The sequence below is a fragment of the Streptomyces sp. NPDC012474 genome (genome assembly GCF_042955185.1).
In the GTDB taxonomy this organism is placed as follows: domain Bacteria; phylum Actinomycetota; class Actinomycetes; order Streptomycetales; family Streptomycetaceae; genus Streptomyces; species Streptomyces cahuitamycinicus.
Genome location: NZ_JBIBEP010000011.1, coordinates 110527 through 131445, shown reverse-complemented (window position 1 = coordinate 131445; position 20919 = coordinate 110527). Strand labels below are relative to the sequence as shown.

The following is a 20919-nucleotide window of genomic DNA, read 5'->3' as shown; positions in this document are numbered from 1 at the left end:
GGAGTGAGAACGGGTGCCTCGGCCATGGCGGGACGGACGGGCCCAGGTTGCCGGAATGTGAAATCTCGCCATAGGCACATGACAACTCATAAGCCCTGCCGCATTCCACTGGACGACAGGTCGAGGGGGGAGTTTCCTGGCATACGGGGGTAGTGCGAGCGCACTGTCACGGGGGCCATGGAATCGGGCAAGAGGCAACTCTCGGCGGATTGGGGCGCTTACTTATGACACCTACGCTCGTGCGGCAGCACCTGCCTCACGCGGGGGCCGCACCCCGCGTGGACCTGCGTGCACGCGCGCGTGACTGGTCCGAGATCCAGGAGCGGATGCTCGTACCGCTCTACGAGGCCGTCTACGAGCGACTGGAAGTGGGTCCGGCCACGCGGCTGCTCGGCCTCGGCTGCGGTTCCGGACTCTCCCTGCTGATGGCCGTCGTCCGGGGAGCGGCGGTCACCGGTGTCGACGCTTCTCCCGAAAGAATGGCCCTGGCACGGGAGCGGCTGCTTCCCGGGACGCCGGGCACGCGGTCGGGCCAGGACGCCCGGCGGCTGGTCGACGGCTCACCCCGGGACACCGCGGTGCCCGGCGCTCCCGGCTACACCCTGGTGACCGCTTTCGAGCCGATCGGCTGCCTGGCGGGCGACTCGGAGGGCCTGGGCGGGCTGCTCGCGGAGGCGACTCCGCTCACGCAGCGCGGTGCCGCCGTGGTGCTGGCCGGCTGGGGTCCGCCGGAGCGCTGCGCCACGGCGTCCGTGATGCGGGTGGCCACGAAGCTGGCGGAGCCGCTGCGCGCCTCGGGCAGCTGGCGTCCGGCCTGCCGCGACGATCTGGAGGACGTCGCCCAGCGGGCCGGGCTCAGGCCGGACGGTTCGGGGCGGGTGGCGTGCCCCTTCGGTTACGCCGATGTGGACAGCGCGGTGCGCGGCCTGAAGTCGACAGGCCTGTTCGACGCGGCGATGACGGCGACGGACCAGGTGCAGGTGGACAAGGAGCTGACCGAGGCCCTGCATCCGCACCGGCGGCAGGACGGCACGGTGTGGATGCCGAATGTGTTCCGGTATCTGATCGCCCGGACTCCCTGATGAACGGGTTTCCGATGCAGGTGTGAATGGTGTGAAGAAAGCACCATGGGGTGCTTTTGATTTCACCAAGTAGATCATGAACGCCTAATGTGATCCACCGCTCGAGTGATCTACACATCTGCATACAGGAGTTGCTGTGCCGCACCACCAGACCGCGCTGCGTCTCGTCGCGCCCGTCGCCGTCCTCGCTCTGACGCTCACCGCCTGCGGGGGCGGCGACGACACCGCCGACGCGAAGAGCGCGGGCACCGCCCAGGCCAAGTCCTCCCCGTCGCCGGAGCCCACCTCCGGCGGCGAGATGGGGACCGGCGAGAGCGCGACGGGCAAGGTCGCGGAGGACCCGGGCAAGGTCACCTACGAGGTGCTGGCGCAGAAGGTCGACGTGGGCACCGAGGCGGAGGCGGCGAAGGCCGTCTCGGAGCCCGACAAGGTGAAGGGCAAGGTGCTGGCCGTCGCGCACCTGAAGTACACGCACAAGAGCGGGCCCGCCCTCACCGACGGTTCCGACGTGCACGACGGCACCACGGTCTTCGCCGACGGGCAGCGCGGCACCGTCCTGATCGGCGCGTCCGAGGATGCGGCGGGCTGTGAGGACCCGTACGACGTCGACAGTTGGAAGCAGGGCGAGAGCCATGTCTTCTGCGAGACGTACGTGATCCCGGCGAACGCCAAGAGCGTCGAGGTCCACTGGTCCGAGGAGGACGGCGAGCCGTTCATCTGGAAGTTCCCGAACGGCTGACCGGCGAGCCGCCGGCACAACCACTGAGGGCGCCCTCCTGGTCAGGGGGGGCGCCCTCAGTGCGGTTCGGACGGGACGTCAGCCCATGAACTTCTTGAACTCGTCGGGGAGTTCGAAGTCCTTGCCGCCCTGCTGCGGGAGTCCGAAGGCGCCGCCGCCCTCGGCCGCGGCGGCCCGGCGTGCGGCCTCCTCCTGCTCCTGCTGCTTGCGCTTCATCGGGTTGCCGGAGCGCTGCTTGCCCTTGGCCTGCTTCTGCTTCTTCTTCGCCCGCCCGGGGCCGCCACCCATGCCGGGCATCCCCGGCATCCCGGGCATGCCGCCGCCCTGGGCCATCCGGGACATCATCTTGCGGGCCTCGAAGAACCGCTCGACCAGGTTCTTGACCGCGCTGACCTCGACGCCGGAACCCTTGGCGATACGGGCGCGGCGCGAGCCGTTGATGATCGTCGGCTCCTGGCGCTCGGCCGGGGTCATCGACTTGATGATGGCGGCCGTGCGGTCGACGTCCCGCTCGTCGAGGTTGTTGATCTGGTCCTTCATCTGGCCCATGCCCGGCAGCATGCCGAGCAGCTTGGAGATCGAGCCCATCTTGCGGACCTGCTCCATCTGGGCCAGGAAATCGTCCAGGGTGAAGTCCTGGCCCTTCTTGGACGCCAGCTTGGAGGCCATCTTCTCGGCCTCTTCCTGGCTGAACGTCTTCTCCGCCTGCTCGATCAGGGTGAGCAGGTCACCCATGTCGAGGATGCGGGAGGCCATCCGGTCAGGGTGGAAGGCGTCGAAGTCGTCGAGCTTCTCGCCGTTCGACGCGAACATGATCGGCTTGCCGGTGATCTGCCGGATCGACAGGGCCGCACCACCGCGGGCGTCACCGTCGAGCTTGGAGAGCACCACGCCGTCGAAGCCCACGCCGTCGCGGAAGGCCTCGGCGGTGTTGACGGCGTCCTGGCCGATCATCGCGTCGACGACGAACAGGATCTCGTCCGGAGAGACGGCGTCGCGGATGTCCGCGGCCTGCTGCATCATCTCCTGGTCGATGCCGAGGCGGCCGGCGGTGTCCACGATCACGATGTCGTGGACCTTCGACTTGGCGTGCTCGATGGAGTCCTTGGCGACCTTGACCGGGTCACCGACGCCGTTGCCCGGCTCGGGGGCGTAGACCGCGACACCGGCGCGCTCGGCGACGACGCTGAGCTGGTTCACGGCGTTGGGGCGCTGGAGGTCACAGGCGACGAGCAGCGGCGAGTGGCCCTGCTCCTTGAGCCAGCGGCCGAGCTTGCCCGCGAGGGTGGTCTTACCGGCACCCTGCAGACCCGCCAGCATGATCACGGTGGGGGGCTGCTTGGCGAAGCGCAGACGCCGGGTCTCGCCGCCGAGGATGGTGACCAGTTCCTCGTTGACGATCTTGAGGACCTGCTGGGCCGGGTTCAGCGCCTTGCTGACCTCGGCACCGAGGGCACGCTCCTTGACATTCTTGATGAACGTCCGGACGACCGGAAGGGCCACGTCCGCCTCAAGGAGCGCGATCCGGATCTCGCGCGCCGTGGCGTCGATGTCCGCCTCGGAGAGCCGTCCCTTGCCGCGCAGGTTCTTGAAGGTCGCTGAGAGGCGATCGGAAAGAGTATCGAACACGGCGCTCGCGGTCCTCGGGGTCGGTGGCTAAGGGAATCGCCCTCCAGGGTATCCCGGCGTGACAAGTCGCCGGGTCGGCCTCACCCCCGCAGTGTCTCCTCCAGCTTCCGCGCCACCGCCGCCGCCTCGTCCCCGGGCAGGGGGGCGCCCTCCGGGCCGGTCGCGTAGAAGGCGTCGACGGCGTTGGCGCCGAGCGTCGAGACATGCGCGCTGCGCACCCGTACGCTCGCGTCCTCCAGGGCGCGGCCGATGCGGAACAGCAGGCCAGGGGCGTCCTGGGAGCGGACCTCGATGACCGTGGCCAGTCGGGAGGCGGCCGGGTGGACGGACACCCTGGCCGCGGGCGCGATCACGCCCCGCCGGCGCGGATAGGCCGCGTCCCGTTCGGCGAGGCGGCCGGCGATGTCAAGGGAGCCGTCCAGCGCCCGGACGAGGTCCGAGCGCAGGCGGGCGGCCTGCGGCAGGGAGCCGTACTCGGCGGCGACCCGCCAGTCCAGCAGCAGGACGGAACCGTCGACGCCGTCCGGGAGGTGCAGGGAGCGCAGCTCGGCGGTGCGTACGGTCAGCCGGTGCATGGCGAGGACACCGGCCACCGCGGGCAGCACCCCGGGCTGGTCGGGGACGGCGATGAGCAGCTCCACGCCGAGCGGCTCGGGGTCACCGGACGGCTCCTGCCCGGCGGGCGGCTCGGTCTGGGCCCGCAGGGCGAGCACGGGGCTGCCCGTGGCGGCCGCCTCCAGGGCGAGCCGCTCCTGCTCGGCGGTCGGTGCGGCCTCCTCGGGATCGTCCGGGGTGTCTCCGGCGAGCACCGCCGCAACCCGTTTGACCAGGTCGGCGACGAGCGAGCCGCGCCAGGACGACCAGGCGGCCGGGCCGGTCGCGAGGGCGTCGGCCTCGGTGAGCGCGTGCAGCAGCTCCAGGGTGCCCTGGGAGCCGACGGCCTCGGCGACGGAGCGCACGGTGGCCGGATCCTCGAGGTCGCGCCTGGTGGCGGTGTCGATGAGCAGCAGGTGGTGGCGTACGAGGGTGGCGACGACGGTCACGTCGTGGCGGTCGAAGCCGATGCGGGCGGCCACGTCCTTGGCGATGATCTCGCCCGCCACGGAGTGGTCGCCGGGCCAGCCCTTGCCGATGTCGTGCAGCAGCGCGGCGACCAGCAGCAGGTCGGGGCGGCTGACCCGGCGGGTGAACTCGGAGGCACGCACCGCGGTCTCGATCAAATGCCGGTCGACGGTCCACAGGTGCACGGCGTTGCGCTGCGGGCGGCAGCGCACCCGCTCCCAGTCGGGCAGCAGCCGGGTGATCAGCCCCTCGGCCTCCAGCGCCTCCCACACCTCGATGGTGGGTCGGCCGGAGCCGAGCAGGGTGACGAGCTGTTCGCGGGCCTCGGCGGGCCAGGGCGTGGGCAGCGGGCGCACGGTGGCCGCCAGGCGCCGTACGGCGTGCAGGGAGAGGGGCAGTCCGGCCTGTGCGGCGGCGGCTGCGGCGCGCAGCGGCAGCACGGGGTCACGCTCGGGGCGCGCGGCGCGGGCGAGGACCACCTCGCCGTCCTGCTCCACCACGCCCTCGGCCAGCGGGGACCGCTCGGTGGTCGGCTTCCCGCCGCCCAGCATGGCGCGCAGCCTTGGCCGCACGGCGCGCGAGCGCAGCACGCGACCCACCTCGCGCCAGGTGACGTCGCTGGCGTACGAGATCAGCCGCGCCGCCTCGTACACCTGCCGCAGCAGCGTGTCCGCGTCGAGCAGGCCCAGCTCGGCTGCCACCTGGTCCTGCTCCTGGAGCGCGAGCCGGTCGGTCGCGCGCCCGGTGGCCAGGTGCAGTGCGTCCCGGACGTCGAGGAGCCGGCGCCGGGCATCGGCCAGGCCCTCGCGCGGGGCGTCGGCGAGCCAGGAGGCGGCGACGGCCCGCAGGGCGGTGGCGTCGCGCAGGCCGCCGCGGGCCTCCTTCAGATCGGGCTCCAGCAGGTACTGCAGCTCGCCCTGGCGCTCGGCGCGCTCGGCGCACAGTTCCTGGAGTTCGGGGAGGCGTCTGGGCGCCTGGTTGCGCCAGTCGGCCAGGACTGCGGTGCGCAGTGAGGCGGTGAGGCCGAGGTCACCGGTGATGTGCCGGGCGTCCAGGAGGCCGAGCTGCACCTTGAGGTCCTCGCCCGCGGTCTTGCGGGCCTCGGCCGGTGTGCGGACGGAGTGGTCGAGGTCCAGGCCCAGGTCCCAGACGGGGTACCAGAGCCGGTCGGCGAGGGTGGCGACGGCCTTGGTGTCACTGCCGTCGTGCAGCAGAAGCAGGTCGAGGTCGCTGCGCGGGGACAGCTCACCCCGTCCGTAGCCGCCGACGGCGACCAGTGAGGCACCGCGCAGCCCATCGGCACCGGCCGCGAACAGGCCGGTCAGCCAGTCGTCGGTCAGTTCGGCCAGGGCCGCACGGCGCGGCGGCCCGGACCGCGCCTCCTCGGTGAGGAGACGCAGCCGGGCCGCCGCGTAGCCGCTGGGTCCCGAGTCCTCTGCTTCCTTCTGCACGTCCGTACCCGTCACCCGGCGACTCCTGTTCTGTTTGCCTGCCTCGAGGGCTTTCAGAGCGCGTCGGGACCGCGCTCGCCGGTCCTGACCCGTACGGCCGTGTCGACCGGGATGGACCAGACCTTGCCGTCACCGATCTTGCCGGTGCGGGCCGCCTTGACCACCACGTCGATCAGCTGCTCGGCGTCGTCGTCCTCGACCAGGACCTCGATGCGGATCTTGGGGACGAGGTCGACGGTGTACTCGGCACCGCGGTAGACCTCGGTGTGGCCCCGCTGACGACCGTAGCCGCTGGCCTCGGTGACCGTGAGGCCGTGTACTCCGAAGGCCTGCAGGGCCTCCTTGATCTCGTCGAGCCGGTGCGGCTTCACGACGGCGGTGATGAGCTTCATGCGTCCACCTTCTTGCTCGCGGCTGCGGCGACCGGGGCCGTGACGGCCGTCTTGGCGGCACCGCCACCGGCGCCGCTGAAGTCGTATGCGGTCTCGGCGTGCTCGGCCTGGTCGATGCCGGCGACCTCGTCGTCCTCGGGGACCCGCATGCCCATGGTCTTGTCGAGGATGAAGGCGAGGATCGCGGAGACGATCAGGGAGTAGGCGAGCACCGCGAAGACACCAGCGCACTGCTTCCAGAACTGGGTCAGGCCGCCGCCGTAGAAGAGGCCCTCGACGGTGGACTGGCCCTTGCCGCTGGCGAAGAGGCCGATCAGCAGGGAGCCGGCGACACCGCCGACCAGGTGGACGCCGACGACGTCCAGGGAGTCGTCGTAACCGAACTTGTACTTCAGGCCGACGGCCATGGCGCACAGCACACCGGCGATGGCACCGACCGCGATCGCGCCCATCGGGCTGACGGCCCCGCCGGCCGGGGTGATGGCGACCAGGCCCGCGACCGCGCCGGAGGCGGCGCCCAGCGTGGTGAACGCGCCGTGGCGGATCTTCTCGTAGATGAGCCAGGCCAGCATGGCGGCGGCGGTGGCGACCTGCGTGTTGACGAACATCAGCGCGCCGACGCCGTCGTCGTTGCCGAGCCAGGAGCCGGCGTTGAAGCCGAACCAGCCGAACCACAGCAGACCGGCGCCGAGCATGACCAGCGGCAGGCTGTGCGGGCGCATCGGGTCCTTCTTGAAGCCGACGCGCTTGCCGATGACGAGGATCACGCCGAGCGCCGCGGCACCCGCGTTGATGTGCACCGCCGTACCACCGGCGAAGTCGATGACGCCCAGCTCGAAGGCCCAGCCGCCGGCACCCCACACCCAGTGCGCGACCGGGAAGTAGACGACCGTGGCCCACAGGGCGATGAACAGCGCCCACGCGCTGAACTTCACGCGGTCCGCGAGGGCGCCGCTGATCAGGGCGGGGGTGATGATCGCGAACATCAGCTGGAAGACCAGGAACACGAACACCGGGATCGTGTAGCCGGGCCACAGCTCCGTCAGGCCGATGTTGCCCAGGCCGACCCAGTCGGAGTTCCAGCCGATGAGGCTGCCGGAGTCGGTGCCGAACGCCATGGAGAAGCCGTACAGCACCCACAGGATGGTGACGATCCCGAGGCTGATGAAACTCATCATCAGCATGTTGAGGGTGCTCTTGACGCGGACCATGCCTCCGTAGAAGAAGGCCAGACCCGGGGTCATGAGCATCACCAGGGCGGAACAGATGAGCATGAACCCTGTGTTCGCGGCAGAGAGCTTGGGCGCCTCTGCGGCAAGGGTGATGGCTGGTGCCATCGGCGTCTCCTCGTCATTGGTACGGCCCCGTGCGGGCGAAGCCTCGAGCGGATTGAGGGGCAGGCCGGTTATGCGCCACGAGATTGGCGCAGCGCGGTTTCGGTGAAAGCCCCTCGTTGTTTCGCGGCCGTGACGAAGGCGCCTGCTGTGTTACGCGTCGATGAACTGCCGGATTGCGGGTGCGCCGATCGTTATCGTGGCGCAACCTTCGGCTTCAGGGGAGCCGTGGGCACGGGGACCGGCCGCGGTCGGCCTTCCGATGACCTGGCATGGGGGAGCCGAGTCGGGCAGTTCGGGAGGGCCGGCCGCGGCCGGGGTTCTGGGGCTGTACGGCTTCTCAGACCGCCTCGGCGGTCTCGGGCAGTTCGACGGCGAGCCGCTCGGTGAGGTCGACGACCTCACCCAGGTCGCCGAAGTCGCGGGCGGCGGTGTCGACCGTCTTCCGGATACGGGTGTTGACGCGCTCGGAGCGGACCTTCTTCGCGACCTGCATGGCCTCGGTGGCGAAGACCGTGCTCCGCTCCGGCTCGCGCTGCAGGAGGTGCACCGTGGCCATGCCGATCAGGTTCAGCGCGTACGACCGCTGGTGCTCGTCGTCCTCGGCGAAGAGCTCCACGGCCCGGTTCATCAGGGGCTCGGCCAGCGAGGCGTAGGTGGGGCTGCGCCCGGCGACGTAGGCCAGGTCGCGGTAGGAGTGGGAGTTCTCGCCGTACAGCTCGGCCTCGGAGAAGAAGCGGATCCAGTCGGGGTCCGGCTCGTCCCACTCGTCGGCTTCGGCGAAGGTGTCCTCGGCCATCCGGACCGCCCGCTTGCACTTGCCGGGCTGCCCCATGTTGGCGTAGGCGCGGGCCTCCATCGCATACAGCATCGACTGCGTGCGCGGGCTCGCGCAGTCCCGGCTGCCGTACTGCGCGAGGTGGATCAGCTCCAGCGCGTCGTCGGGCCGGCCGAGGTGGATCATCTGGCGGCTCATGCTGGACAGCACGTACGAGCCGAGGGGCCGGTCACCGGCCTCCTTGGCGGCGTGCAGCGCGAGGACGAAGTACTTCTGCGCGGTCGGCTGGAGACCGATGTCGTACGACATCCAGCCGGCCAGCTCGGCGAGCTCGGCGGCGACCTTGAACAGCCGGCGGGTGGTGGACTCCGGCTGGGGCTCCTGGAGGAGGTCGGTCACCTCGTGCAGCTGGCCGACGACCGCTTTGCGGCGCAGGCCGCCGCCGCACTGGGCGTCCCACTGCCGGAACATCACCGTCGTGGACTCCAGGAGGTCCAGTTCGGGCCTGGAGAGTCGGCCGCGGGCGCGACCGGAGCCGCCCGCGGGCTCGGGCTCGGAGCGCGGGGCGGCGGGCGAGGGGACGAGCCAGCGCTGCATGGGCTCGATGAGGGCCGGGCCCGCGGACAGGACCAGCGAGCTCCCGAGGAAGCCGCGCCGCGCCAGCATGAGGTCGCTGCGCGAGAACTCGCTGAGCAGGGCCACTGTTTGCGGGCCCGTCCAGGGGAGGTCGACGCCGGTCGCGGAGGGTGACTGGCGGGCGGTGCGCAGCCCCAGGTCCTCGACGGAGACGACGACGCCGAAGCGCTCCGAGAACAGCTCGGAGAGGATCCTGGGGATCGGCTCACGGGGGTTCTCGCCGTCGAGCCAGCGGCGCACACGGGAGGTGTCCGTGGAGATGTGGTTGGCGCCCAACTGCCGTGCCCTGCGGTTGACCTGGCGGGCGAGCTCGCCCTTGGACCAGCCGCTGCGCACGAACCAGGAGGTGAGCAGCTCGTTCGGGCGCTTGTCAGCGTGCGTCGCGCTCGCAGCGTTCGTTCCGCTTCCGCCGTTGCCGCTCACTGGAACGCCCCCATCCCTGAGACCACTTGTCGCCGAGTGCGCCAAGCCCTATCAGCATGCCGGTTCGTACGGCCGTCCGTCCGGCCCTTGTCACCCTTCGAACGGAATGACGACTTGCCTCCGGCATACCCACGAGCGCATGTGCCCCCAGGACTCGTGCACACAAAGTAATCCTACGATCACCCGTCCAGCCACGGCTCACACGGAAACGCCACCATTCGCCACCCCTTCGAATGAACTCACGTACGGCTACGCGCGATTGACTTGACACAGCACAACCGGAAGCGGGTGCAGTGATGCACTCGGGGGCGCGCGCCGCCGGGCACGCAACCGTGGGCACGTCCGGGCGCCGAGTGAACCGGACGCCGCCGGGAAGGCGGAAGCAGAGAGTCACGCACCGCGATCGCAGCGTAACCACCGGTGCGGCGGACCCGTTGGAGGGGGCATGGGCTTCACGATCGGCATCAGCCGGGGCATGCGCGACATCCGGTCCGGCTCACGCCGCCGCGGCCGCACGTCGGACGGTACGGCCGTGGCCGAGTACACCGGCCTGTGGGGCTGGGACGTGGTGCCGGGCGCCCGGGCCTCGGCGGGCGCCTGCTCCTGCGGCCGCGGCGACTGCCCGGCGCCGGGCGCGCACCCCCTGGACTTCGCGCCGGTGCTCGCCGCCGGGGCGACGCTGGACGACGTGACGGAATGCTGGGGCGAGTTCCCCGGCGCCTCGGTGATGCTCCCGGTCGGCCGGGCGTTCGACGTCATCGAGGTGGCCGAGCCCGCCGGCTGCCGCGCACTGGCCCGCCTGGAGCGCATGGGCCTGCCCGTGGGGCCGGTCGCGGCCACCCCTGACGGCCGCGCCCACTTCTTCGTCGCCCCCGGCGCCGCCGCCGACCTGCCCGGCCTGCTCTACCGCATGGGCTGGGACGACCCGGACTCCCTCGACCTGCGCGGTCTCGGCCCTGGCGCGCACATCACGGCACCGCCCTCCGACCGCGGTGGCCTCGGCCCGGTCCGCTGGCTGCGCTCCCCCGCCCTGGACTCGGCCTCCGGGCCGCCGGAGGCCCGCCTGGTGCTGGGCACGCTGGCCTACGTGGCGCACCGGTCACGGGCGTAGGCGCGGCAAGGACAAGGACAAGGGCACAGAGCGAAGCGCCCGGCCCCGACTGCATCTCGGGGGCGGGCGCTTCTCGCGCAGGTACGGTACTTCGCAGGTCGTGCCGCGGCTGGTGCCGAGCTCACTCCCCGATAAGGGCGTCAACGAACGCCTCCGGCTCGAACGGCGCCAGGTCGTCCGCGCCCTCGCCGAGCCCGACGAGCTTGACCGGCACGCCCAGCTCGCGCTGGACCGCGACCACGATGCCGCCCTTGGCTGTGCCGTCCAGCTTGGTGAGCACGATGCCGGTGATGTCGACGACCTCGGAGAAGACCCGGGCCTGGACCAGGCCGTTCTGGCCGGTGGTGGCGTCCAGGACGAGCAGCACCTCGTCGACCGGGGCCTGCTTCTCCACGACCCGCTTGACCTTGCCGAGCTCGTCCATGAGGCCGGTCTTGGTGTGCAGGCGGCCGGCGGTGTCGATGAGCACGACGTTCGCACCCATCTCCTTGCCCTCCTTGACCGCGTCGAAGGCGACGGAGGCGGGGTCGCCGCCCTCCGGTCCGCGCACGGTGTGGGCGCCGACCCGCTCACCCCAGGTCTGGAGCTGGTCGGCGGCGGCGGCCCGGAAGGTGTCCGCGGCGCCGAGGACCACGCTCTGGCCGTCGGCCACCAGGACCCGGGCGAGCTTGCCGGTGGTGGTGGTCTTGCCGGTGCCGTTGACGCCGACGACCATGACGATGCCGGGCTTGCGGTCCTCCGGCTCGGTCTTGACCACGCGGTCCATGTCGCGGCCGACCAGCGTGACCAGCTCCTCACGGAGCAGGGTGCGCAGCTCCTCGGGGGAGCGGGTGCCGAGCACCTTCACCCGCTCGCGCAGCCGCTCGACCAGTTCCTGGGTGGGCCGCACGCCGACGTCGGCCGTGAGCAGCGTGTCCTCGATCTCCTCCCAGGTGTCCTCGTCGAGGTGCTCGCGGGACAGCAGGGTGAGCAGCCCCTTGCCGAGGGCGTTCTGCGAGCGCGAGAGCCGGGTGCGCAGCCGTACCAGACGGCCGGCCGTGGGTTCCGGGATCTCGATCTCGGGAGCTTCGGCGGGCGGCTCCTCGACTACGACCGGAGCCGAGCCGTCCGGGAGATCCACCTCCTCTATCGTGCGCCGCGGTTCCTCCCGCGGCGTCTCGGCCTCGTCGCCGACGTGCGGCTCGGCCGGTGGGGCGGTGATGTCGGGCGCTGCGGGCGGGGGCGGGGGCAGCTGCTTCTTGCGCCGGCTGCCGACGATGAGCCCGCCGAGCGCGCCGAGCACGACCACGGCGATGACTACAGCAAGGATGACGATGTCCATAACGGGTCCAGTATCGGTCATGAGCCCCCGGGACACCCCGCTCGCACCGCCCCGCGAGGTCGCGGGGCGCCGGATCTCCACACCCCTGGCTGTCTGACGCATCGTCAGCTAACGTCTCCCGGACACCCGCCCGGTGGAGGGAGACGCCGCCATGCCCGTCACGGTCGCACGCTTCAACCTCGTCGCTCCCGGGGCCGGCCCCGCCGAGCTCGGCGCCCGGTACCGGGCGGCTCTGGAGATGGCCGCGTACGCCGACGACCGGGGCGTCAGCACGGTCCAGACGGAGGAGCACCACGGGGCGGAGAACAACTGGCTGCCGTCGCCGTTCGTCTTCGCCGGTGCGGTCTTCGGCGCCACCCGGCGTATCGCGGTCACGGTCTCGGCGATCATCGGACCGCTGCACGACCCGCTGCGACTGGCCGAGGAGATCGCCGTACTGGACCTGCTGAGCGGCGGCCGGCTGGTGACGGTCGCCGGGATCGGGTACCGGCCCGAGGAGTACGACCTGTTCGGCGTGGACTTCGCCCGGCGCGGGCGGCTGCAGGACGAACTGCTCCAGACCCTGCTGCGGGCGTGGACCGGCGAACCCTTCTCCTACCGGGGCCGCACGGTCCGTGTCACACCGCGCCCGTACACCGAACCGCACCCGCTGCTCCTGGTCGGCGGCTCCTCGAAGGCAGCCGCCCGCCGGGCCGCCCGGCTGGGCCTGCCCTTCTTCCCCAGTGCGCACCTGCCGGAGCTGGAGGCGTACTACAAGGAGAGGCTCGCCGAGTACGGCACCGAGGGCTGGGTCATGATGCCCGCCGCCGAGACGCCCCTGCTGCACGTGGCCGAGGACCCCGACCGGGCCTGGGCGCGGTACGGGCGGCACTTCCTGCACGAGGCGCGGACGTACGCCTCCTGGCAGTCGGGCGGAGTGCGCTCGGCGGTGAAATCGTGCGCGACGACGGTCGAGGACCTGCGCGCGGAGGGCGTGTACCGGATCCTCACCCCGGACGCGTGCGTCGCGCTCGGGCTGGACTCCTACGTCCTGCATCCGCTGTCGGGCGGGATGCCGGTGGAGGAGGGGTGGCGGAGTCTGCAGCTGTTCTGCGAGCGGGTGCTGCCGGAGCTGGCGGGCTGACGCGCCCTCGACGCCCCCGAGAAGTGCGACGGCCGGGCCGCTTCGAGGTCCGGCGTCCCGGTCCGGTGCACGACGGACCGCCGCCCCGGCTCGGGCAGTGGCCGAACCGGGGCGGCGGCGGGTTACGGGGAGAAGGGCGGCGGGGACTTTGGCCCTTCTCCCCGAGTGTGCGGGACGGGGCTCAGCCCATCTCCTCCAGCGCCTTGCCCTTGGTCTCCTTGACGAACTTCAGGACGAACGGGATCGAGAGCGCGGCGAACGCGGTGTAGATCACGTACGTGACGGAGAGGTTCCAGTCGGCCAGCGACGGGAAGCTCGCGGTGATGGCCCAGTTGGCGATCCACTGCGCGGCGGCGGCCACGCCCAGCGCGGCGGCGCGGATCCGGTTGGGGAACATCTCGCCGAGCATGACCCAGACGACCACACCCCAGGACAGGGCGAAGAAGAGGACGAAGATGTGCGCGGCGATCAGGGCGACCCAGCCCTGCGTGGCCGGCAGCTTGCCGTCGACCAGGTGGTACGAGAACGCCCAGGCCTCCAGTGCGAGGCCGACGACCATGCCGACCGAGCCGATGATCGCCAGCGGCCTGCGTCCGATGCGGTCGACGAAGATCATCGCGATGACGGTGCCGAGGATGTTGATGATCGACGTGGTGAAGGAGTAGAAGAACGAGTCCGTCGGGTCCACGCCGACCGACTGCCACAGCGTAGAGGAGTAGTAGAACGCGACGTTGATGCCGACGAACTGCTGGAAGACCGACAGGCCGATACCGACCCAGACGATCGGCTTGAAGAAGAAGCTGCCGCCGAGCAGGTCCTTGAAGCTCGACTTGTGCTCGCTCTTCATGGCGCCTTCGATCTCGGCGACGCGAGCGTCCAGGTCGATGTCCTTGCCCTCGACCTCGATGAGGATCTCCCGGGCGCGCTCGTGCTTGCCGACGGAGATGAGGAAGCGCGGGGACTCGGGGATGGCGAAGGAGAGCAGCCCGTAGAGGATGGCCGGGACGACCATGACGCCGAGCATGACCTGCCAGGCCTCCAGGCCCATCAGCTTGCCGCGCTGGTCACCGTCGGCGGCGTTCAGCAGACCCCAGTTGACCAGCTGCGACACGGCGATGCCGATGACGATGGCGGCCTGCTGGAAGGATCCGAGCCTGCCGCGGTAGGCGGGCGGGGCGACCTCGGCGATGTAGGCCGGGCCGATCACGGAGGCCATGCCGATGGCGAAGCCGCCGACGACGCGCCAGAAGGCGAGGTCCCACAGCGCGAAGGGGAGCGCGGAGCCGACGGCGCTGACGGTGAAGAGGACCGCGGCGATCTGCATGCACCGGATGCGGCCGATGCGGTCGGCTATGCGGCCGGCGGTGGCGGCGCCGATGGCGCAGCCGATGAGGGCGATGGCGATGACCTGGGCCAGGGCCGCCGAGCCGACGTCGTAGCGGCCACGAATGGCTTCGACGGCGCCGTTGATCACGGAACTGTCGTAGCCGAAGAGGAAACCGCCCATCGCGGCCGCCGCCGCGATGAAGATGACGTGCCCGAGATGATCGGGGTGAGCCGTACCGGCTCCTGACTTGGGTGCCTGCGCTGTGCTGGTCACGTGTACTCCTCGGGCCACCGGCAACGCTGCCGGAGGGGATCAGCCCTTCGAGGTCCACCTGAAGGTACCTGAAGGTAAACGGAACGTTGCCGAGACTATTCCTTCAAGTTTCGAAGTCAATAGGTCCGCAGCTGTGAATCCAGGCATGAGTGTGGGGGCTATGTGTTCAAGTGTTGAAGCCATCGAGACCGTGCAGGTGGGGCAGGTGTAGAGCACACACATCTAACGGAGGCGCTGGCTGATGACCTTCGACACACCGTCGCCCTGCATGGAGACGCCGTAGAGGGCGTCGGCGACCTCCATCGTGCGCTTCTGGTGGGTGATCACGATCAGCTGGGAGGCTTCCTGGAGCTCCTGCATGATCCGGATGAGCCGCTGGAGGTTGGTGTCGTCGAGCGCGGCCTCGACCTCGTCCATGACGTAGAAGGGACTGGGTCGCGCCTTGAAGATCGACACGAGCATGGCCACCGCGGTCAGCGACCGCTCCCCGCCCGAGAGCAGCGACAGCCGCTTGACCTTCTTGCCCGGCGGACGGGCCTCGACGTCCACGCCCGTGGTGAGCATGTTGTCGGGGTCGGTCAGGATCAGCCGTCCCTCACCACCGGGGAACAGGCGGGAGAACACGCCCTCGAACTCCCGGGCCGTGTCCCGGTAGGCCTCGGTGAAGACCTGCTCGACGCGCTCGTCGACCTCCTTCACCACCTGCAGGAGGTCCGCCCGTGTCTTCTTCAGGTCTTCCAGCTGCTCACTGAGGAACTGGTGGCGTTCCTCCAGCGCCGCGAACTCCTCCAGGGCGAGCGGGTTCACCTTGCCGAGCTGCTGGTAAGCGCGTTCGGCCGACTTCAGGCGCTTCTCCTGCTCGGACCGGACATACGGCCTCGGGCGGTTGCGCGGGTGCTCCGGGTCCTCCGGCAGCTCCTCGCCCTCGGCGGGGGGCGAGGGCGGCACGAGCTGGTGCGGTCCGTACTCCGCCACCAGTCCGGCCGGTTCGACACCCAGCTCCTCCAGCGCCTTGGTCTCCAACTGCTCGATGCGCAGCCGCTTCTCGGCGCCGAGTACCTCGCCCCGGTGAACCGAATCCGTCAACTTGTCGAGTTCCGCCTTGAGATCGCGCCCTTCGGTGCGGGCCCGGGTCAGTTCCTGCTCGCGTCGGGCCTTGGCCGCCTCGGCGGCGGTGCGCTCCTCGTCGGCACGGGCCAGGGAGACCTCCACGTGCGCGAGCAGCTGCCTCGCACCCGCGCCGACGGCCTCGGCGACGGCCGCCTCGTGCCGGAGCCGAGCCCGACGCTGCTCGGCACGCGCGCGTGCCTCGCGTTCCGCGCGGGCGGCCCGGTCCAGCGAGTCGGCCCGTCCGGCCAGGCCCTTGACGCGTTCCTCGTGCGTACGGGCCTGAAGACGGGCCTCCATCTCCGTCTGGCGTGCGTTGGCGCCGTCGGCGGCCAGCCGGTCCCGGACGGAGGTGTCGGGCTCCTCCTCGAACGGCATCTCCTCGGCGACGGCGAGCCGCTCGGCGAGTTCCTCGACCTCCTGGAGCGCCTTGTCGAGGGCGTCCTGGGCACGGGCCGCGGCTGCGGTGGCACGTTCCGCCTCGCCGGTGGCGCCGCGCGCCTGGCCCGCGAGCCGCCCGAGCTGCTGCGCGACGCCCGACTTCTCCCGGTCGGCGGCCCGGCGCCGCTCCCCCAGCTCCTCCACCAGTGCGGCACACTCCTTGCGGCGCCCGGCCGCCGCGTGCTGCGTCTCGGTGAGCTCCGCGCAGCGGACGGCCAGCTCTTCCAGCTCGGCGGCGGCCTCGTCGACGGAGGCCTGCACTTCGAGGAGGCTGGGGGCGCCGGCGGAGCCACCGTGGGCGAAATGGGTGCCGAGGAGGTCGCCTTCGGCGGTGACCGCGGTGAGGTGGGGGTGACCGTATACGAGGTCTTCCGCGTCCTCGAGGGTGCCGACGACGACGATGCCGTGGAGCAGCCGGCGGACGGCCGGCATGAGGTCGGACGGGCCGCGGACCAGGTCGGCGGCGAAGGGGTGCCGTGTGCCTGCGGGTCCGTCGTGGCTGGTCACGCGGTTCCCCGCGTCCCCGGGGTGAGGATCTCCGGCCAGGAGCAGGGTCGCCCGGCCTCCGTCCTGCTTGCGAAGGAGTCTGATCGCGTCCGCCGCCGAAGACGGGCTGGTCGTCGCGATCGCGTCCGCCGCGGCACCGAAGGCAGCCGCGAGGGCGACTTCGTGACCCGGGGTCACCGTCAGCAGTTCCGCCGCCGGGCCGAGGATGCCGGAGAGACGGTCCTTCGCCGCGAGCAGTATCCCGGTGCCGTCCTTGCGGCGCAGACCGAGGGCGAGGGTCTCGTGGCGTGCCTGCGTGGCGGCGCGTTCACGTTCCGCCGCCGTGGCCTCCTCGCGGGCTGTCGTGAGGGCGGCCTCGGCCTCTGCCAGCTGCTGCTTCGCCGCCTCGTGCCGCGCGGAGAGTTCCGCGTCACCGGCGTCGAGGCCGTCGACCTCGGCCTTGAGTGCCTCGTACTCCTCCTGCGCGGCGACGGCACGTTCCCGCGCTGCGTCGCGGGCGGCCGCCAGACGTTCGATCTCGGCCTGGGCGGAGGCCGCGCGGGACCGGGCGGCGTTGACCTGGCCACTGAGCCGCGCCAGGCCCTCACGCCGGTCGGCGATGGCGCGGGCGGCGTCCTTCAGGCGCCGCTCCTCCTGCGTGAGCGCGCGTTCCAGCTCGGCGCGGTGGGCGACCGTGTCCTCCAGGGCCCGTTCGGCCGCCTCCAGGGCCGCCTCCAGCTCGGCCTCCTGCTCGCGGATGCGGGCGGCCTCGCGCTCCATGTCCTCGGGGTCGCGGCCGCGCCGCTCCTCGGGGGGCGCGGAGGTGGCGCTCTTCACGCGGGCGTCGGCCAGCGAGATCGTGCCCCGTACGCGTTCGGCGAGCTGGGAGAGGTCGTACCAGGTCTGCTGGGCGCGCTGGAGCCGCGGCGTGAGCTGCCGTACCTCGTCCTCCAGGAGCGCCTCGCGCTGGAGCGCCCTGCGCAGTTCCTGTTCGGCGGACTCCTTGCGCTCCTTCAGCGCGGCCTCGTCGGCGACCTCGGCCTTGAGTGCCTCCCGGAGCCGTACGAGGTCGTCGGCCAGGAGGCGCAGGCGGGCGTCGCGAAGGTCGGCCTGGATGACGGCGGCCCTGCGCGCGACGGCGGCCTGGCGGCCGAGCGGCTTGAGCTGCCGTCTGAGCTCGTCGGTGAGGTCCTGCACGCGCGCGAGGTTGGCCTGCATCGCGTCCAGCTTGCGCAGCGCCTTCTCCTTGCGCTTGCGGTGCTTGAGGACGCCGGCGGCCTCCTCGATGAAGGCGCGCCGGCCCATGGGATCGGCGTGCAGTACGGAGTCGAGCTGGCCCTGCCCGACGATCACGTGCATCTCGCGGCCGATGCCGGAGTCGGAGAGGAGCTCCTGGATGTCGAGGAGGCGGCAGGTGTCGCCGTTGATCTGGTACTCGCTGCCGCCGTTGCGGAACATGATCCGCGTGATGGTGACCTCGGCGTACTCGATGGGCAGGGCCCCGTCGGAGTTGTCGATGGTCAGGGACACCTCGGCACGGCCCAGCGGGGGGCGGCCGGTGGTGCCGGCGAAGATGACGTCCTCCATCTTGCCGCCGCGCAGCGACTTGGCGCCCTGCTCGCCCATGACCCAGCTGAGCGCGTCGACGACGTTGGACTTGCCCGAGCCGTTCGGTCCGACGACGCACGTGATCCCCGGCTCGAACCGGAGGGTGGTCGCGGAGGCGAACGACTTGAACCCGCGGAGGGTCAGGGCCTTGAGGTGCACGCCGCCGGACTCTACCGCCCGGGTCCGTCTCACTCCATGAAGCCGCGGTTTCACCGCTGAACGCGCAGGGCACATCAGACGTTAAAGACGGTGAAAGGATGCGGGGGCAAGAAGGCAAGAAAGAAGGGACGCCGACAGGGCGTCCCTTGCACTTCAGACAACTAGGCGGTTGTGACGGGCGGCCCAACCACTGCTGTGCTGTTGTGGAGCGGTGCAGTGATCAGGTGAGCGCAGGCTCCGCCTGGTGTGCGTCAACGCTCTCCATGATCCTGTCGTGAGAAGCGGCAGCCGTCAGCGCTTCGTTCTCCGCCTGGATTCGTCCGAGTTCGGATTCCAGGTCCTGGACGCGCTGCTGGAGCCGTCGCATCTCGGCGAGGAGTCGAGGGTCGGAGCCGCCGACGTAACCGAGAAGCGCCTTTGCCATGATGGATGGTCCTCCACAATGCGTGACCGACCGCTGCGGTGTGGGTCGTGAGGGATTCGCACCCGCGGCTTGGCAGGGCCTGGAGTTGTGCTGCCGTTCAGCCATGCCAAACAGCTAAGGTGCGCGGGGCTTTCAGCGTCTCACCAAAAAGTTTGACGGTCAACACGATCACGCCCCGTCTTGGGGGCGGCCCGGGCGCGCGCGGCCTGGAACGGCCGTACTGCGGCTTCTGCGGGGCCCTCGGGGCGTGGCGATCATCCTTGCGGGTGGAGCGCGCCGAGGCAAGCTGTTCTCGGCAATAACCAGCGAGTTTCCGTCCGGGGCGGCCCCCCGCGAGCCGTCCGCGGGCGGCCTCGGAGCCCGCCCGGCGATTGCGCTCAGCGGATGGCGAAGCCGTCGTAACCGCCGCGCGGTGTGTCCCAGATCTCGGTGACGCCGTCCACGCGGCCGGGCGTGTCGTCACTCTGAAGCCACTCCAGGAGCCCCTCGCACCCCTCGCGCCCGCCCTCGGCGACCACTTGGACCCGCCCGTCGCCCAAATTGAGAGCAAAGCCACTCAGGCCGCCGATCTCCAGAGCCTTGGCCCGCGTGAACCAGCGGAAACCCACACCTTGGACGCGTCCACGCACCCAGGCGACCAATCGCACATCCTCGCTCATGACTGCAACCTAACCGCCCAATCTCCCTCCGGGCACTTCCTCCACTTGCGCCATGCGGTACCGTCCCCCCTCAACGAATCTCATATGAAACTCACACGATCGAGTGAGTTTGGTGTTGATCTCGAGGATGAGTCGACCGCCAGGACGAGGAAGGCCAGGACATGGGACGCCACCGACGCTCCGACGCCGGCCGCGCCGCCACGGGCCGCGCCACGGGAATCACCCACGCCGACGGCTTCACGGAGGGGCACGATCCGCTGTACCCCACCGCGGACGACGCCCCGACGATGGGCATCGCGCCCTATCTGAACCCCGAGGCGCACGACGGCAGCTACGCGAAGAGCGAGGCCTACCTGTTCGGGGCCGAGGGGTCCGCCGCGGGTGACCACTACGGCGACACGGCCGTCTTCGCGAGCGACGGCTTCACGCCCGACGGCGGCGCCCGCCGCTCGGGTTCCCACCGGCGCCGCAAGAAGACCGCCCGGCCGATGCGCACCGGCCTCCTCGGCGTTTCCGCCGCCGTCGCCCTCGGCACGGTCGCGGTCGCCACCGGCGCCGTGCCCGGCCTCGACGACTACAAGCTCGGCGGCAACGGCGGGGCCGACAAGGTCCAGGCCGGGGACACGCCGACGAACACCCCGATCGAGCAGGGCGGCACCTCCGGCAGCGCCGACAGCCGGGACGACACGTCCACCAGTCGGGACGCCGAGCGCTCCGGCTCCCCGTCGCCCTCCGCCTCGAAGTCCTCGGCCGCACCGACGAAGACGCCGGAGAAGACGGAGAAGACGGAGAAGACGGAGAAGGCCCCGGAGAAGAAGAAGCCGGCGGCCACCCCGAGCGAGAAGCCGGACAGCACGCCCTCCCGTACGGCCACCAAGGCTCCGAAGGCTCCCGGGGCCTCAGCCGCTCTGGCCGGCGAATCCGCCGCCGCGGCTCAGGTGCTCAGCCTCGTGAACGAGGAGCGGGCCAAGGTGGGCTGCAGCCCGGTCGCCGCCAACAGCGCCCTGACCGGTCTGGCCCAGAGCTACAGCGAGGACATGGCCGCACGGGGCTTCTTCGACCACACCGACCCGGATGGCCGCACGCCGTGGGACCGGGCCGAGAAGGCCGGGATATCCAACCTCGGCGGCGAGAACATCGCCCGCGGCCAGGCCGACGCCGCGGCCGTGATGGATGCCTGGATGAACAGCCCCGGCCACCGCGCGAACATACTGAACTGCGACTTCAAGACGCTGGGCGTCGGTGTCGAGCGCGGCTCCGGCGGCCCCTGGTGGACGCAGAACTTCGGCTACTAGGACGCCGTGAGCAGGTCGACGAAGGCGCTAACTCTTGGTTAGTGCCTTCTGTCGGTTAG

General features: G+C 71.0%; 15 protein-coding genes. 5 read left to right on the top strand and 10 right to left on the bottom strand.

What is annotated here, in order from left to right:
- Window positions 1–224: 224 nt before the first annotated feature.
- Together ACFY9S_RS24000 and ACFY9S_RS23995 are read left to right on the top strand one after the other, a co-directional pair.
- Window positions 225–1082, top strand: a complete 858-nt coding sequence (locus ACFY9S_RS24000) for an SAM-dependent methyltransferase (RefSeq protein ID WP_391131793.1) — start codon at window positions 225–227, stop codon at window positions 1080–1082.
- A gap of 136 nt (window positions 1083–1218) precedes the next feature.
- Window positions 1219–1821, top strand: coding sequence for a hypothetical protein (locus ACFY9S_RS23995; RefSeq protein WP_391131791.1), 603 nt, complete (start codon window positions 1219–1221; stop codon window positions 1819–1821).
- 78 nt (window positions 1822–1899) lie between these two features.
- On the opposite strand, the gene ffh is transcribed toward ACFY9S_RS23995, so the two are convergent.
- The 5 genes from ffh to ACFY9S_RS23970 form a co-directional block, all read right to left on the bottom strand.
- Window positions 1900–3450, bottom strand: a complete 1551-nt coding sequence (gene ffh, locus ACFY9S_RS23990; protein WP_391131789.1) for a signal recognition particle protein — start codon at window positions 3448–3450, stop codon at window positions 1900–1902.
- Window positions 3451–3530: 80 nt separating this feature from the next.
- On the bottom strand, window positions 3531–5978 hold the full coding sequence (locus ACFY9S_RS23985) for a [protein-PII] uridylyltransferase (protein ID WP_391131787.1): 2448 nt from the start codon (window positions 5976–5978) through the stop codon (window positions 3531–3533).
- Window positions 5979–6016: 38 nt separating this feature from the next.
- Window positions 6017–6355, bottom strand: coding sequence for a P-II family nitrogen regulator (locus ACFY9S_RS23980; RefSeq protein ID WP_003993253.1), 339 nt, complete (start codon window positions 6353–6355; stop codon window positions 6017–6019).
- Window positions 6352–7692, bottom strand: coding sequence for an ammonium transporter (locus ACFY9S_RS23975; protein WP_391131785.1), 1341 nt, complete (start codon window positions 7690–7692; stop codon window positions 6352–6354). Before ACFY9S_RS23975 ends, ACFY9S_RS23980 begins: the two co-directional genes overlap by 4 nt.
- Before the next feature lie 337 nt (window positions 7693–8029).
- Entirely contained in the window at window positions 8030–9526 is a 1497-nt protein-coding gene (locus tag ACFY9S_RS23970; protein WP_391131784.1) for a hypothetical protein, read from the bottom strand.
- A gap of 445 nt (window positions 9527–9971) precedes the next feature.
- On the opposite strand from ACFY9S_RS23970, the gene ACFY9S_RS23965 reads away from it, so the two are divergent.
- Window positions 9972–10637, top strand: a complete 666-nt coding sequence (locus tag ACFY9S_RS23965) for a bifunctional DNA primase/polymerase (protein ID WP_391131782.1) — start codon at window positions 9972–9974, stop codon at window positions 10635–10637.
- Window positions 10638–10758: 121 nt separating this feature from the next.
- Here ACFY9S_RS23965 and ftsY read toward each other — a convergent pair whose 3' ends face one another.
- Window positions 10759–11958, bottom strand: a complete 1200-nt coding sequence (ftsY, locus tag ACFY9S_RS23960; RefSeq protein WP_391131780.1) for a signal recognition particle-docking protein FtsY — start codon at window positions 11956–11958, stop codon at window positions 10759–10761.
- Window positions 11959–12109: 151 nt separating this feature from the next.
- Here ftsY and ACFY9S_RS23955 point away from each other — a divergent pair, with 151 nt between their 5' ends.
- Window positions 12110–13081, top strand: coding sequence for an LLM class flavin-dependent oxidoreductase (locus ACFY9S_RS23955; RefSeq protein ID WP_391131778.1), 972 nt, complete (start codon window positions 12110–12112; stop codon window positions 13079–13081).
- Window positions 13082–13262: 181 nt separating this feature from the next.
- Here the strand turns inward: ACFY9S_RS23955 and ACFY9S_RS23950 are convergent, their stop codons facing one another.
- The 4 genes from ACFY9S_RS23950 to ACFY9S_RS23935 all read right to left on the bottom strand — a co-directional run bounded on the left by ACFY9S_RS23950 (window position 13263) and on the right by ACFY9S_RS23935 (window position 19565).
- Window positions 13263–14681, bottom strand: a complete 1419-nt coding sequence (locus tag ACFY9S_RS23950; protein ID WP_391131776.1) for a sugar porter family MFS transporter — start codon at window positions 14679–14681, stop codon at window positions 13263–13265.
- A 222-nt stretch (window positions 14682–14903) separates the two neighbouring features.
- Window positions 14904–18482 (bottom strand): chromosome segregation protein SMC, encoded by a 3579-nt coding sequence (gene smc, locus ACFY9S_RS23945; RefSeq protein ID WP_391131774.1) that lies wholly within the window; start codon window positions 18480–18482, stop codon window positions 14904–14906.
- Between the two features lie 220 nt (window positions 18483–18702).
- The gene (locus ACFY9S_RS23940) at window positions 18703–18906 is read right to left on the bottom strand and encodes a hypothetical protein (RefSeq protein ID WP_030852030.1); all 204 of its coding nucleotides are present in this window, start codon (window positions 18904–18906) and stop codon (window positions 18703–18705) included.
- A 377-nt stretch (window positions 18907–19283) separates the two neighbouring features.
- The gene (locus tag ACFY9S_RS23935) at window positions 19284–19565 is read right to left on the bottom strand and encodes an acylphosphatase (protein WP_031138144.1); all 282 of its coding nucleotides are present in this window, start codon (window positions 19563–19565) and stop codon (window positions 19284–19286) included.
- 161 nt (window positions 19566–19726) lie between these two features.
- On the opposite strand from ACFY9S_RS23935, the gene ACFY9S_RS23930 reads away from it, so the two are divergent.
- On the top strand, window positions 19727–20860 hold the full coding sequence (locus ACFY9S_RS23930) for a CAP domain-containing protein (RefSeq protein ID WP_391131772.1): 1134 nt from the start codon (window positions 19727–19729) through the stop codon (window positions 20858–20860).
- The last annotated feature ends 59 nt before the right edge of the window (window positions 20861–20919 follow it).